Consider the following 15,134-nt stretch of genomic DNA (forward strand, 5'->3'; position numbering starts at 1 on the left):
ATGAAAACCCGGTCATTTAAATCTGTTGCCCTGCTGATTCTTTCGGTCGGCTTCCTACAGTGTTCTGCCACAACACTTTGGGCGCGGACACGCGTCGAAAATATCTGCACTGTTTATGGAATGAAAGAAATCAAACTGTCTGGCATGGGGCTGGTCGTCGGATTGGATGGAACCGGTGATGGTGGAAAAAATCTACCTACCATACGCAGCCTGGCAGCGGCTTTGAAACATTTAAATAATCCTGTGGTTGATTTAAAAGATCTGACTGCTGCGAATAACGTGGCGCTGGTATTGATTGAAGCCACAATCCCGGCAAGTGGAATTCGTAAAGGCCAGAAACTGGATTGTTTTGTCAGCTCGATGCTGGGAGCCAAAAGTTTGCGTGGCGGACGTCTGTTGGTCGCGCCCGCGTCGACAACGGAAATCGGAAATGAAGTTTTAGCAGGGCTCTGTTCCGGGGCTGTGATCCTGGAAGATGAAACATCCCTGGCCACCGGAAGAATTATCAATGGTCTGGTCATGGAACGGAATTTCGAGCTGCCGTTTATTGACCGTAGAACGCGTTCGATTACTCTACTGATTGACAGGCAGCATACCGGTTTTCATACCGCTAGTGAGGTGTCACGTGTCATCAACTCGGAGTTCAGCTTTGAAGCCGGGAATCAGGCGCTGGCGATTGCACAGGGACCGGGAAGAGTCTTTATTCGAATTCCCAAACAGTATATGGAGTCACCCGTTGAATTCGTTGCTGCCGTGATGGAAGTGGGCATTGATCGTCCCCATCAACAGGCGCGTGTTGTGGTGAATCCGAAATCGCAAACTGTCGTTGTGACCGGCGAAGTGGAAATCAGTCCGGTCATCATTTCACATAAAAATTTGACTGTTGGCGTTGGCAATGTTGAGGGGGGACTACCGGGAGGCTTTGTGCCGCTCGTGGATCAGCAGGGACAGCAGAGCACGCAACGTCTGCAGCAGTTAGTCGAGGCTTTGAATCAGCTGCGGGTACCGACCGAGGATGTCATCAGCATCATTCGCGAGTTGCATCGCTCGGGAAAATTGCATGCCGAATATGACGAGCATTGATTCCCGTTGATTTCAAACCGAGTCCGATTTTTTTTCCCCCTATTTCAGGAATAACCAGTCATGACATCCCTGTCTGGAATTCAGCCATCCCTCAATCAGACATCACTGTTATCAGAGGCGACAAGCGCCCCTTCGACTTTAGATCAGGCAAAGAAAAAGTCGCCTGAACTCAAAGAAGCATTTCAGGATTTTGTCGCGGGAACGTTTTACAAGCAGATGTTCAAATCGTTGCGATCTGCACAAAATAAGCCTGCTTATTTTCATGGGGGTCAGGCGGAAGAGATGTTTCAGGCCCAGTTGGATCAGCAGATCTCAGAAGATCTGGCGAAAGGTCAGGGCAGTGCCTTCTCGGATACTCTGTTTTCCGCATTTTCACGACAAATGAACGCACAGTCGGTGAAATCTCTCGAATCGGCTCCCAGTGTAATCCCTTAATCAGGCAGGTTTTACGCAAGGAAAAAGGATTCTGGTTAAATCAGACGCGAGAGATGGATCGATTGTGCCGATTATAACGATAGGCGATTTTCTCCGCTCTGCGGGGCGGAATATGTAATCCGGGAGAAAGGGGGCTCCCATGCATGCAGAACAGACTGCGTCTACGCAGGCCAATGATCAGCAAATGCAGGGGCAGTTGGTCGGGATCATCAAAGATTTAGAACCCATCCAGACACAACTGCTCGCGCTGTATCAGGAAAAATCGAAGGCACTCAAGCAGGTTGATGTCAAACGCATTGATCAGCTGGCAGTGGTGGAAGAAGAGCTGACACGGGAACTGCAATTCGTATTGCTCCGGCGACAGCAGTTGCTTCAGGCTGCCGAACAGCGAGGTTTGCCTTCCGGTTCGTTGCAGGAACTGCTAACCGGAATGGGGGTGCCTGAAAGTGCCGCCATTTTTCAGCAAATTGACGAAGCACAGCAGCGTTCGCAGCAATTACGACACGAAAGCTGGGTGCAGTGGATTGTTTCACAGCGGTCGTATCAGCACTACTCGCAGATTCTGGAACTGATTGCCCATGCAGGACAAAAAGTTCCCACATATTCACGCGGACAAAATGAAAGCAGTACAGGGGGGGCGATTTTTGACGCATCTGCTTAAGTTCTTCTCTCCAGGACGGGAGGGTCGAATCGATGTGCTAAGATCGCGTCATTCGTTACGGGATTGTTGCTATGGGACTTAACGCAGCGCTATCAATGGCCAAGCAGTCGCTTGAAATATTCGGGACCGGGATCCAGGTATCCGGCCAGAATATTTCCAACGCGGGCACTCCCGGATATATCCGCGAAGAATTAGTTCTCAATGCCGCCGATCCATTTCGCCAGGGGGCACTCGTTCTGGGGACGGGGGTCGAAGTTTCTGGTATTCAGCAGCAGATCGATCTGTTTCTGGAAACGCGGATTCATTCTGCCAACACGGAATACTCCTCAATCGAAGAACGAAACCTGATTTATAAACAGTTAGAGGCTGAGTTAAGGGAACTAACCGAAGGGGACCTTTCCTCAGGGATGAATGAGTTTTTAGCGACCATTAATAATGTCGTGAATCAGCCGAATTCGATTCCGGATCGTGAATTTGTCATCAATGAAGCGGAAAAGTTTGCAGCCGAAATCAGCTCCTTGCGCCTGCGCGTGAATGACCTTCGAGAAGTGCAGTCTGTCAATGTCGAAAACCTGGTCAAAGAAGCCAATGAGCTGATTGATACGATCATTGAACTGAATCCCAAAATTTCCAAACTGGAAGCTTCCGGTTTACTGCAGAGCGACGCCGGCGCACTCAGAACGCAACGTTATACTGCTCTGAATCGACTTTCCGAATTGATTCCCATTCGTTATCGCGAACGCTCTGATGGTGCCATTGATTTATTTACCGGTTCTGATTATCTGGTTCTGGCGGGATCCTCTCAGAAGCTGACGTTACAAACGGGGACTGATCGCGGTGTGGTGACTCATGAAGTGCTACTCTCGCGGACGAACAGTAATATTTCGCGTACGGGGGGCGAGTTGAAAGGAGTGATCGAAGGCCGGGATGATATTCTGGGGAGTTTTGTCGATCAGCTGGATACATACACTTCTAATTTGATTTTTGAGTTTAACAAGATTCATGCTTCCGGCGAGGGGACGGCTGGTTTCGAACAATTGACGGCCGCGTCCAGCGCCCTTGATCCAACGGCCGCGTTGAATTCCACCCAGTCCGGACTTCCGTTTCAGGCAACGCACGGTAGTTTCCAGATCAAGGTGACTAACAAAACAACGGGTTTGACCAACACGACCACGATTAACGTTGACCTGGATGGGATTGGCGCTGATACCACGTTAAACAGTTTATCGGCGGCCATTGGCGGTGTAACCAATTTAAGTTCTTCTGTGTCCACAGACGGACGACTCTCGATTACCGCCGGCTCTGATTACGAGTTTCGTTTTTCGAATGATACCAGTGGTGCCTTAGCTGCGATTGGCATCAATACCCTGTTCACGGGAGCGGACTCCAGTGATATTCAAATCAATTCCGTAATCCAGCAAAATCAGCAGTTTCTGGCAACCGGTCAGGGGGGAGGTCCTTCTGACGGGAGTAATGCCGTGTTGCTGGCTGCTTTTGCTGAGAATCCCATTGATTCCCTGGGAGGCATCAGTCTGGATGGGTATTACGAAAAAGTGGTTTCGAATATTGCGCAGGCTTCAGCTTCTGAGGCCGCACTGTCCGAAGGATCGCAGGCCTTCAGGGACTCATTGCTGGGACAGCGCGAGCAGTTTTCCGGCGTTAGTATCGACGAAGAAACAATCAATGTTTTGACGTATCAGAGAGCGTATCAGTCAGCAGCGCGGCTGGTGAGCACGATTGATGAATTGTTTACGGTTTTACTGAATATTTGAAAGCAAAATTTTTTGAGACCCGATCGGTTCTCAATTTCTGTTTCGTTGACTTTTTTGGTGTGATGAATCATGGGTATTGGTCCTATATTGCCAGGCCGTCTGCCTTCAACAATGCTTTCCGAGCGGTTGAAGGTTTCGCTGAATGACAATGCGCGTGAATTAGTCAATCTGCAACAACAGGTGGCCACGGGGCAATTGTTTTCCATTGCCAGCGAATCTCCCGGAGCAGCGCTGCGCACGATTATTCTGCAGTCAACGTACGAACGCCAGGCGCAGTACCAGACAAATATCGGCACCAATCTCAGTTTACTGACGATGAGCGAATCCGCTTTGGGAAGTGTAGGAGACGCATTAAACCAGGCAAAATCCATTTCATTACTGGGCGTGGGGAATACGGTGACTGAAGCCGAGCGCGTTGCGCTGGCGAATGAAATTGCTTCACTCAGAACGCAGGTTGTGAATGCCGGCAATACGACGTTCCGGGGACAGTATCTTTTTTCCGGGAGTCAGACCAATACCACTCCCTTTGAGGAACGGGCGGACGGTCAGGTGGTTTATCATGGCGATAATCACCAGATTCAATCCTATATCGATGTGCAAACTTTATTACCCAATAACTATGACGGGATTTCCGCATTCGCTGCCAGCACGCCCGAGGTTGGCGGCGATATCAATCCTGCGTTAACTTTGCAGAGTAAAATCTCTGATTTGAACAGTGGTCGCGGTCTCAATCTGGGATCCATCACAGTCACATTGGACAATGGTACTCCGCAGACACAAACGGTGGATCTGTCTGGTGCCGAAACCATCCAGGACCTCAAGACCGTTTTGGAAGACGCGTTTTCAGCGGGGCCTTTGACACTCACGGTGGACATTGATCCCGCTAGTCAGAATGGCCTGCGGTTCACTCCCTCCGCGGGTACGGTTGCGGTTTCCAATGTGGTGGGATCGACGTCCGCCACCGAACTGGGAATCGCCAGTACTGCGGTCGCGCAGATCAATGGGTTGGACCTCGATCCGGGAATCACGCTGCAGACGACATTGGCATCGCTGAACGGCGGCACGGGAATTGGCTCGACCGTCGGCACTGGTCTGGTCATCAATAACGGCGGGAAAACGGAAACGATTGACCTTTCCACTGCCACTACGATCGAAGATGTTTTTAATCTGATTCGCACACAAGACCCTGATCTCAATCTGGGTATTAATCAAAGTCAGAACGGATTGGCGATTTCGAGTCGGATCAGCGGTGCAGATTTCTCAATCGGTGAGAACAATGGAGGCACGAATGCCGCCGGTCTGGGAATTGCTACGTTCTCTGCCAGTACTCCCCTTTCCGAATTGAATTACGGGCGGGGAGTCGATGTCGATTCCACGAATCAACTCCAGGTGATCCGACGTGATGGAACAACCATCAATCTGGACCTCAGCGGTTCGGTCACCGTGCAGGATGTGATCGACAAGATCAATGATTTTGAGACGTTCGACGGAACCACACTACTGGCGGATTTGAATCTGGGGCAGGGTGTTCCCGTGGGGGCGACCACTCTGGATATTACGCGCCGGGATGCATCGGTGGTGAATGTGAGCCTGGCCGGTGATGCGACCGTTCAGGACGTACTGGATTCGATTAATGCCGTCGATCCGGGAAACCTGGTTGCCAGTATCGATCCCACTACGAATGCCATTCAGATCACTGATAACTCGGGGGCGGGGCCCTTGAGTATCGCCAGTAATGTGGTTTCTGATGCACTGGGGCTGGCGGTGACGGAGCCGGGGGCGATTAATACCGTGCCGCTGCAGGGGAATTTTATTCCAATCAAGCTGCAGGCCACGCTCAATACGACGGGCAATGGTCTCACGATCTTCGATGCCTCGGGAACCGGTCCTCTGGAAATTCCTCCCATTGAAATTGCTTACGCCCTGGGCATTGATGGTGTTGAGACCGGCACTGATCCCCTGGTGGGACTGGTCGGAAAAGAACCAAATCCAAAGGAATCCACGGGCGTCATCAGCTTACTGTCCCGGCTGGAAAAGGGCTTGAGGAATGGCGATGATCGTGAAATTGAGCGGATTGGAGTCCTGCTGGATGTCGAAATCGGTCGGATGAATCGTGTGCGGGCGGATATCGGGAGCCGAATGAAGGTTCTTGAAGAGGCGGATAACCGCCTCAAAGATCAGGAAGTCAAAATAGAAGAGGCGATTTCCAACGAATTTCACACCGATCTGACAGAAGTAATTGTCGAGATTACTCAGCGTCAGACCGCCTTTGAGGCGAATCTGAAAATCACGTCGCAGTCGCTCCAGTTGAGTCTGCTGTCCTACCTGTAATCAACTGAATTCTCTCTTCAGAATGGTGGTTCAGAGACTCCGTCTGTGATAATGTAGGGGAATTCGGGAGTGGAGAATTCAGGTATTCTGATTTCCAGATAGATCCCGAGCAAAAAAGTGGCTTTTCTGTGCTTTTTTGTGTTCCAGCTCAGATTTTCCGCCTCGCTGAAGTTGAAGAGGGACCTTAAAAAGGTTACTGTTATCCGCTCCCTTGCGATTGGTATGCGCTCGCTTTGCCGGCGTTTTTCTGATCGATACGAGGGAGATTGACTACAATTTGACATGCCTTTTTGAAGTGCATATTGACATAAGTGTAGAATATTATATCGTTTACGTTTGAGGAATGACCGGTGTCTACGACAAAAACTTATATGGCAAAAGCATCCACTGTCGACCCAAAATGGTTCGTTGTTGATGCAGATAATCAAATTGTGGGACGTCTGGCCACAAAGATTGCGACTGTTTTAATGGGCAAGCATAAGCCCACATATACTCCCCACGTCGATACCGGGGATTATGTGATCGTCGTAAACTGTGACAGAGTAAAGTTTTCCGGTAAGGAACTTGCTCACGACTCTCATCCCTATTTCTCATCGAAGATGCTGAATAAAGGCTATGCTTCGTATAGTGGTTATCCCAGCGGTTTGAAAGTGGTCACTGCTGAAAAGAAACTGGAGCGAGGCCAGTCAACGCAAGTGCTTTCTGAAGCGGTTCGCCGGATGCTTCCCAAGAATAAGCTGGGGCGTCAGATGCTGAAGAAGCTCAAGTTGTTTGCAGGTCCGACTCACGAACATCAGTCGCAGCAACCTCAAGATATGCCAGCCCATCTGCTGCCATAAGTAGAATCACAGGCATACGAACTTCTATTTATTCCTTTTCAAAATAATAAGATAAGAGTAGTTGACCGTCATGGAAAATGAGACTCCGGAAGAAAATGTAACAGAAGAAACGACAGAACAGCAGACGCCGGTCGAGGCGGAAACAGCGACTTCAGAAGAAGCCACTGCGGAGTCGATGACGACCGATTCTGGCGTTCCTGAATTGACTCTGGGCTCCACTCTACCGACTGAAGGTGAAGGCGATGCGGAAGACGTCATCAAGCCAGAACCGATCATTCGTGGTAAGCTGGACAAGCACGGTGTCGCCATGGGAACCGGACGTCGTAAGACTGCTGTGGCCCGTGTTCGAATCAAAGCTGGTTCCGGAAATCTGACGATCAACGGCGGTTCTCTGGAAGACTATCTGAAAGTCGAACGTGATCGCCAGATGGTGGAAGCGCCTCTGAAGGCAACCGAGACATATGGTAAAGTTGATGTCTGGGTTCGCGTCAACGGCGGCGGAACCACAGGGCAGACCGGAGCGATTGTATTGGGTATCGCACGTGCTCTGGAAGCATACAATAACCAGTTCCATGAAACCTTGAGTGCAGGACGATTCTTAACACGTGACAGCCGCATGGTTGAACGTAAGAAGTTTGGTTACAAGAAAGCACGTAAGAGCTTTCAGTTCTCCAAGCGTTGATCTGCGAATGGTTATTTTCAGGCGATGCTTCTGTGTGTTGTCTGTATGAAGTCATCGACACCCTGACTGGCAACTTATTCCAGTGAGGGTGTTTTTTTACGGTAATTCTCAGGCTGAAGACGACCGTTAATCATAATATCTGTACTGGCAGGCGCTTTGCCCAGGTCAAGTTTGTTGATCAAGCAATATCGGTAAGACAAAGGGACATCAACAATGTATGGTCGATTATTGCTGCCAGAACTTCAGGTGATGCTGAACGAAAATGATACGGAAGGTGTCAAGGAGTTTTGTGATGCCCTCTATCCCGCCGTCACAGCGGAAATTCTGGAAGAGCTGAACAGCCAGGATGTGTGGCGCGTGCTGGCCTGTAGTACTCCCGAGAAGCAGGCCGAGATTTTTCAGTTTCTCGCGTTACCGCAACAGATTGAAATTGTGGGCGTGATTGACCGGGAGCCTCTCTCCAAGCTGATCGAAGAGATGGCACCTGACGACCGGGTCGACCTGTTGTCGCGGATGGACGATGATCACGTCGAAGAGCTCCTGCCGCTAATTGCGCAGGCAGAGCGGCGGGATATCCGCAAGCTGCTCTCCTATCCGGAAGACAGTGCCGGCGCGATTATGACGACCGAATATGCGTCGCTTCCGGAAAATATTTCCGTGTCGCAGGCACTGGAAAGATTGCGTCTGCAGGCACCGGATAGTGAAATTATTTCCTATATCTATGTCGTTGATGAGGGGCGTCGATTACAGGGGATCGTTTCATTGCGAGAATTGATCTTTGCCCGTCCCACACGTCCTCTGTCGGAGTTGATCAATCGGGATGTGATTTCCGTACGTGTGGATGATGACCAGGAATTTGTCGCACAGCAGATGGCAAAATATGACTTCGTGGCGATTCCTGTCGTCGATCGTCAAAATCAACTGGTCGGGATTGTCACGCACGACGATGCGATCGACATTATGCAGGAAGAGGCAACGGAAGATACGTATCGTCTGGCTGCGGTCGAGCCCTTGGAAGACAGTTATTTGTCTACCTCGGTCAAGACTGTGATTCAGAAACGAATTGGCTGGCTGATTTTTCTGCTGGTTCCCTCATTTCTGGCAGCAAAGGTCCTCGAGCATTACGAAGCGATCTCAGATAAATACGAATGGCTGGTGTTGTTTATCCCGCTGATTCTCGCCAGTGGGGGAAATGCGGGTTCACAGTCGGCGACGTTGATCATTCGTGCGATGGCACTGGAGTCGAACATTCAGCAAGGGGATTTACGTGCCTTATTACGAAAAGAGCTACAGCTGGGGTTACTGCTGGGAAGTGGACTCGCTTTGATCAGTTTTTTCATCTCCTGGGCGTTTACGGCTCAATTGATTCAGGCGTCTGTCGTAGGTCTGGCTGTATTTTTAGTCGTACTGATGGGGATTTCGGCAGGGGGGATGCTGCCGATGGGGTTCCGGCGCTTAGGGATGGACCCGGCTTTGATGTCGAACCCGTTTATTACCGCACTGGTTGATATCCTGGGCCTGATCATCTATTTTCAGGTCGCCATGTATCTGGTCAGCTGAGTGCCTCTCGGACGGCGTTATGAAGGTTCGTGTTCCGTTTCCGTTTTGACATCTTTCAGTACGATGCCCATCATCTTCATCAGTTCCAGGGCGTTGCTATGCTTGACGACGCCTGGCTGCATGCGGTAATCGAAGGTCATTTTGCCATCAATCAGCTGGTCTTCAAAATGCACGTTCTTTGCCTGTGTGCCAAACTGAGCGGTGATTTCGGTTAAAGCGAGGTCATGTGTCGTGACAATGCCGATGCCTCCCCGTTCGATCAGGGTTTCAATCACGCTTTGGGCCCCGATCCGACGGTCGTGTGAATTCGTGCCCTGTAGAATTTCATCCAGTAGAAACAGAACCGGCATCGGCTTATCTGCCAGGTGGACGACGGCAGAAAGTCGTGCGACGGACTGATAAAACAGCGAGGCACCCTGTTGCAGCGAGTCCTGCACCCGCATCGCGGTTCCCGCCTGCATGGGAGAGACGGTCAGGCGGGTCGCTCGTACCGGGGCGCCTGTCATCGCCAGCACAAAGTTCGTTCCGACGGTTCGCATCAAGGTGCTCTTGCCCGACATGTTTGAGCCACTGATCATGAGTAGCCGATTTTCCGCGTTCAAGGTGACATCGTTACGGACGACCTGCTGCAAGGGGATCAGCGGGTGCCCTAAATCAACTCCCTCCAGCCGGGGGCCGTCAGCCTCTGTTTCCACAATCTCGGGAAACGGGTCTTGCGGGTGTTCGTACGCGTAGCCGGCCAGCGAGCAGAGTGCTTCGAATTCTCCCACAGCGGAGAGCCATTCAGGGCAATGCGGGCCGACATGTTTTAACCAGCGATCAATGGCAAACATGTAATGAAAGGGAATTCCCAGCAGCACCGCCAGCGGGGCGGAAAACTGGTTGCGAAAACAGTTGTTGAGCCCCTGAATCTGTCGTCGTAACTGGGCAATCGATCGCGAAGGGGGAACGCCGTCTGTCTGCAGCGCTGTCACGATCGCTTTTAAGTGCGGAGATTCAAATTGTCGTTGTTCAATCAGAGACAGAACATCGGAGAGAACGGATAAGCCGTCGCGGACTTCATCGGTCTGGTTCAATAATTCGCGAATGCGGGGACCAATGAAAAACAGCAGGCAGACCTGGATGATAATTGCCACGCATATCGGCGCGATTCCGCTATACGAGAGCAGCCAACTGACGACGGATAACGCGGCGAAGCCACCTGTGATCATGGAGGCCCATTTCAATACAGCGGGGACTTCGGTCAGCGGCTGCTTGACCCATTCCGCAAGATGAGTCTGTTCAATGTCGCTATGAGTTTCCGCTTCCAGCAATTCCAGTTCTTCGCGGAAGTCCAATTCGTTGCGCAGTTCTTCAACAGACTCTTGCCGCTGCTTGATTTCATCTGTGGTCGCGGGAGACAGCAGCCAGCGTGCTAAGGTTTCTTCTCCCAGTTTCGTGCGAGCACTGCAGATGAGTTGAAACAGGGAGCCACGTCCCAGCAGGTCGAGGTCGCCGGCATACATGTGCTCGGGATCATAAAATTCGTCTCCCGTCGGGCGGACGTCGATCCACTGGTCGTTCAGCCGGTCCAGAGAGGTTTTGTAGTAGGTTTCTGCCTGTCGCGCCTGCTTCAGGCGGCGGATACAGCGGGCGTGTAAGATAACGAGAATCACAAAGCTCAGCACCGGGAGTCCGATCCACTTCAGGCTGAGGAGTCCCCAGATTGTGGAGGCCATCAAAATAGCAATCGCGGCCAGGAAGAGCAGGCCTCTGAAGGTCGAAAACTGGTCACTTTGTTTAACCAGTGCCCGTACCTTGCTTGCCCGGCTTTCGAGCCGTTGCTCATATTCTGACTGGGGATTCTGTTGGATTGGGGAAGGTTGCATCGAGTTAATAATTCATCGAAAACGCTGATTGGGTAAAGCTCACTTCTAACCGATTGAACGGTTCAATACCAGCGTAAACAGAAGTGAAATGTGAATTGCAATGAGTCTGTGTACAGAGTAAAACTAGTAGAGTTTCATTATTAAATATTGGGTTGATAAATACAACGAGAGTGCGACAACGGAGCACGTCAACAACACCCCCAACCCTCAATTTCTAGCTTGACAAAGCACTAGTGGAGTTTCATTTTTAAATATTGGGTTGATAAATATAACGAGAGTACGACAACGGAGCACGTCAACAATACTCCCAACCCTTCAATTTCTAGCTTGAGAAAGCACCAGATAACGTTTCTGATATTCGAATGCCTCTTGGCAAATGGAAGAAACCGGGGCTAACGCCCTTCGGCTAATAAGTCATTCCGGTTGGGAAATCACCAAAAACCGGATCAGCCGCACGGCGTTAGCCGCGGTTAATGCCGATCTCGATAAGGTTACAATCATGAGAATCGCACTCAAAACCAATTAATGAACGCTACCCAGGCATCAATTCTATTTCCTAACAGCGGAGCCCTGCCATGCATCCAATGCCCGTTATTGATACTCATCACCATCTCTGGGATTTGGATCTGTTTGACCTGCCCTGGCTCGAATTACCCGGCATGGATCCACTGCGGTGCAGTTTTCGCATGGATGATTATCTGGAAGCGACGCAGAACTGTCAGATCGAAAAGTCGGTGTATATGGAAGTCAATGTCCACCCGGACCTGCATCAACAGGAGGCGCGAGCTGTTCTGGAGTTGTGCAGTCAGGCTGACAATCCGCTGGCCGGTGCGGTGATAGGCGGCAGGCCGGGAGAAGCAAGCTTCAGCAAGTACCTCGAAGAGTTTGCCGACAACCCATTCTTAAAAGGGGTCAGGACTATTTTACACGATCCGGATCGGCCGCGGGGCATGTGTTTACAGCCACAGTTCAAACAGAACATTCAACTGCTGGGCGAGCATGGCTTGAGTTTTGATTTGTGTATGCGGCCGGCCGAAATTCAGGACGCGGTCGAACTGGTCGACGCCTGCCCGAAGACGCGGTTTATCGTCGATCATTGCGGCAATATGAGCGTGCAGCCTGATCAGCAGGTGGATCGAGCTGCCTGGGAAAACGGCATGCGACAGATGGCAGAGCGCGAACAGGTGATGTGCAAGATTTCCGGAATCGTCGCGACCGCCACGAAAGGGAAATGGCAGCCCGAAGATCTAAAACAGAATATTGACTTCTGTCTGGACACATTCGGGGAAGACCACGTCTTCTTCGGCGGCGACTGGCCGGTCTGCACCATGACGTCCTCGTACGAGTCCTGGCTCAACGCGCTGAAATGGATCGTCCAGGACCGATCAGAAACGTTTCAGCGGAAGTTGTTTCACGACAATGCAGAAACGTTTTATCGTTTGAGTTGACCCTTTTCAACCCCCTATTGTGAGTTGATCTGTAAGCTGATTCTGTACCAGGGAGGCAGGAATATGAGACGAATGATTTTCGCGGGCCTGATTCTGATGATTCTGCCCCAGGTGGCATTCACGGAAGAGATCGATGCAGCAGCGGGAGACGCGCTGATGAAGCTGAATGGTGACTTCATTAATGCGCACACGGCCGCCCGAAAGTTGGACCTCGCGTCTGGCGGGCCGATCATTCTGCTTAAAGATGGCAAGCTTGTGCTGATTCGCAACGGGCAGGAAACGACGTCAGAAATTCTGCTTTCCCGGTACGATACGCTCAAAGTCTTTGCCCATATGCCGGTCGCGATCTACCTCATGCTCGGCCCACCCGGCGCCGGCAAGCTCGACACGCAACGCCTGCAACAACTGGCTGAGTATCACGGAAAGATCGACCGGGTCGAGAAACAGCTCGATCACATGGGGCTCGAAGGCGAAAAACTCAATCGGCAGAAACAGCTTCTGGCGGGTTCGAAGCAGTTCCTGGAGAAGGTGATTCAACAGCAGCAGTTCAGCACCGAGGAGCTGCATGCTTTCACGCGGAGTATGCTGCCGATGATTCAAGCGAATATTGCCGGAGCAGCGGCGAGCCAACTTGATGCCATGCATCGGCAGGTCATGGCCTGGAAAAAAGAAATGACGCCTGAAGAATGGCAGAAACTACGCGTCTCGGTGAAAGGCGCCGTACTGGCCCGCGAGGGCAATCTGGCCATGCAGTATTTTGAGCGTCTGTTGAATCTCAAGGGACCCGGCATGCGGCTCATATACATGGAGCGTTATGTGCCACCGACACCCATGTTGACCTTGCTGGCGACCCGCTCCGTCGATCGCGGTATCAGCATCGCCTTTTTCGACAATCCCGACCGCATGTTCCGCGACGTCCTGGCAGACGCCGCGGCGGAGCACATCAAGAAGATGAACTTCGATTAGAATGTCGAGTGTGTGATCTGTTGTGATTTTACTACCACGAAAAACACGAATTCAAGAATAAAAGGGGGCAGAAAAATAAAAGGCCTTTTCCTGTCCATTCATACCAAAACCCCCAAAAAGCGATTTTGCCTTCACTGTCTCATGGGAATTTCTTCGTATCTACTCGGCATTCAGTATTGAAAACTTTCGAGCCGAACACTCCAATAGAGTTAGACGCTTTACTTCGATTCGCATTCTGGAATGCAAAGGAGATGTTCCGATGTTTCACAAGTCTCAAATGGATTCATACAACCACAAGTTTCCTTATGATACACAAGGATTTGTGCCCCACCCCGGCGATCATTGGCGGGACATGAATTTTGAGGAGGAAGGGCTCGATCCTGACGAGGAGGGGATCTCTCTGGAAGAACACGACCGCCGCGTTGCCTATCTCAATTCCACTTGGTGGCCGGAGGTCCTAAAGCGCGTGGAGGAGGAGAAGCAACGCTTGGAAATTGAGCACGGGGAAACCTTCGCCAAACATTGGAAGCACGTATTGGAAGTTCCTACGTCCCACCCTCACGGCTTCGGTGTGGGCAATCAAGACACCGGGACGGACTAGGGATCCAATTGGATCAGTCGCAGATTAAAAGGGGGCAGGCGCAGATTAAAAGGGGTCGGGACTCTTTGATTATAGGTTCCTGACCCCTTTTACGGTCTCCGGTCTTTTACGGTCTCTGTATTTAAACCAGCACCGTCGGACAAGCCGAGCGGTGGCACACAGGAACGTTTCCCCGTCTGTGGGATCGTGTTCAATGGTGTGATTGTAATTGGATTGATGACTACCACGAAAAACACGAACACGCGAAAAGAACGAGTTCTCTGTCAATTCGTCGCTGTTCCATTCAGCCGTTGGTGCGGTATGTTCATCTGAGAGGGGCTGGTGATATCTGGTAGGATTGGTTTGCCGCTGATTTGTTTTCGCACTCTGGTTGCAAACGGCGGTTGGTGCCGCGCTGCTCACTTTTTTGCAGGCCGCGCTGGTTCCATTTACGCGGTGATTTGAAATTGAATGTCGCCAGGCGGGCGGCCACATAGGGCCGCTCCCTACTTTTTGCGGAAGAAATCATGTTTGTGAAAAAGATCATCGTCAATGGCGTGGGTGAGTCAAGGGGCGTCCGCATATTTTCTTTAGGATCGTCATGTGATCTCCTGGGATCGTTCTATGAAGCTCTGGGATTGCGGAGTGAAGGCCTGCGATGTCGTTTGATAACTGAGGTGCGGGTGAGTAGTGGTTTGGAAAATCGTGCTAAAACGAGTGGGTTTTATGGTGCCGGTTTTTTCAGTGATTCAGATACTTCAGCTGAACCAGTAGTGTTTTCGCGCGCGACGCTAACTACGCTACATCATTTTAGAGGGCGCGAGGCGGTCAAGATGAATTTATTCAGCAGAGCGCGATGAAGGTTCAGACGTGAAGATGCTGTATTGGTTTCGAAGAGGAATGATACGC

Annotated in this window: 12 protein-coding genes; 11 read left to right on the plus strand and 1 reads right to left on the minus strand. The window is 51.0% G+C overall.

The genetic code is table 11. The annotated features are described in order from the left end of the window. The 8 genes from Pan241w_RS04340 (at position 1) to mgtE (ending at position 9,363) form a co-directional block, all read left to right on the plus strand. Positions 1 to 1,083, plus strand: coding sequence for a flagellar basal body P-ring protein FlgI (locus Pan241w_RS04340; protein WP_145211494.1), 1,083 nt, complete (start codon positions 1 to 3; stop codon positions 1,081 to 1,083). 60 nt (positions 1,084 to 1,143) lie between these two features. Further along, positions 1,144 to 1,518 (plus strand): rod-binding protein, encoded by a 375-nt coding sequence (locus Pan241w_RS04345; RefSeq protein ID WP_145211497.1) that lies wholly within the window; start codon positions 1,144 to 1,146, stop codon positions 1,516 to 1,518. Between the two features lie 139 nt (positions 1,519 to 1,657). After that, positions 1,658 to 2,179 carry a flagellar export chaperone FlgN gene (gene flgN, locus Pan241w_RS04350; RefSeq protein WP_145211500.1) on the plus strand — a complete coding sequence of 174 codons (522 nt, stop codon included), beginning with the start codon at positions 1,658 to 1,660 and terminating at the stop codon, positions 2,177 to 2,179. Between the two features lie 71 nt (positions 2,180 to 2,250). Then, complete coding sequence (gene flgK / locus Pan241w_RS04355) at positions 2,251 to 3,951, plus strand: flagellar hook-associated protein FlgK (protein WP_232107350.1); 1,701 nt, start codon at positions 2,251 to 2,253, stop codon at positions 3,949 to 3,951. A gap of 69 nt (positions 3,952 to 4,020) precedes the next feature. Further along, positions 4,021 to 6,282 carry a flagellar hook-associated protein FlgL gene (flgL, locus tag Pan241w_RS04360; protein ID WP_145211503.1) on the plus strand — a complete coding sequence of 754 codons (2,262 nt, stop codon included), beginning with the start codon at positions 4,021 to 4,023 and terminating at the stop codon, positions 6,280 to 6,282. Between the two features lie 371 nt (positions 6,283 to 6,653). Beyond that, positions 6,654 to 7,121: a 50S ribosomal protein L13 gene (rplM, locus tag Pan241w_RS04365; RefSeq protein ID WP_145223192.1), complete on the plus strand. Its 468-nt coding sequence runs from the start codon at positions 6,654 to 6,656 to the stop codon at positions 7,119 to 7,121. Between the two features lie 70 nt (positions 7,122 to 7,191). Next, the gene (gene rpsI, locus Pan241w_RS30000; RefSeq protein WP_390620981.1) at positions 7,192 to 7,803 is read left to right on the plus strand and encodes a 30S ribosomal protein S9; all 612 of its coding nucleotides are present in this window, start codon (positions 7,192 to 7,194) and stop codon (positions 7,801 to 7,803) included. A gap of 213 nt (positions 7,804 to 8,016) precedes the next feature. Next, positions 8,017 to 9,363 (plus strand): magnesium transporter, encoded by a 1,347-nt coding sequence (mgtE, locus tag Pan241w_RS04375; RefSeq protein ID WP_145211506.1) that lies wholly within the window; start codon positions 8,017 to 8,019, stop codon positions 9,361 to 9,363. 17 nt (positions 9,364 to 9,380) lie between these two features. On the opposite strand, the gene Pan241w_RS04380 is transcribed toward mgtE, so the two are convergent. Continuing rightward, positions 9,381 to 11,231: a MutS-related protein gene (locus Pan241w_RS04380; RefSeq protein ID WP_145211509.1), complete on the minus strand. Its 1,851-nt coding sequence runs from the start codon at positions 11,229 to 11,231 to the stop codon at positions 9,381 to 9,383. Positions 11,232 to 11,806: 575 nt separating this feature from the next. Here Pan241w_RS04380 and Pan241w_RS04385 point away from each other — a divergent pair. The 3 genes from Pan241w_RS04385 to Pan241w_RS04395 all read left to right on the plus strand — a co-directional run bounded on the left by Pan241w_RS04385 (position 11,807) and on the right by Pan241w_RS04395 (position 14,246). Continuing rightward, positions 11,807 to 12,679 carry an amidohydrolase family protein gene (locus tag Pan241w_RS04385; RefSeq protein ID WP_145211512.1) on the plus strand — a complete coding sequence of 291 codons (873 nt, stop codon included), beginning with the start codon at positions 11,807 to 11,809 and terminating at the stop codon, positions 12,677 to 12,679. A gap of 63 nt (positions 12,680 to 12,742) precedes the next feature. Then, on the plus strand, positions 12,743 to 13,645 hold the full coding sequence (locus Pan241w_RS04390; RefSeq protein WP_145211515.1) for a hypothetical protein: 903 nt from the start codon (positions 12,743 to 12,745) through the stop codon (positions 13,643 to 13,645). Positions 13,646 to 13,904: 259 nt separating this feature from the next. Continuing rightward, a complete protein-coding gene (locus Pan241w_RS04395) occupies positions 13,905 to 14,246 on the plus strand; it encodes a hypothetical protein (RefSeq protein ID WP_145211518.1) in 342 nt (113 codons plus the stop codon). Positions 14,247 to 15,134 lie beyond the last annotated feature (888 nt).

It is taken from the genome of Gimesia alba (assembly GCF_007744675.1).
Taxonomy (GTDB): Bacteria; Planctomycetota; Planctomycetia; order Planctomycetales; family Planctomycetaceae; genus Gimesia; species Gimesia alba.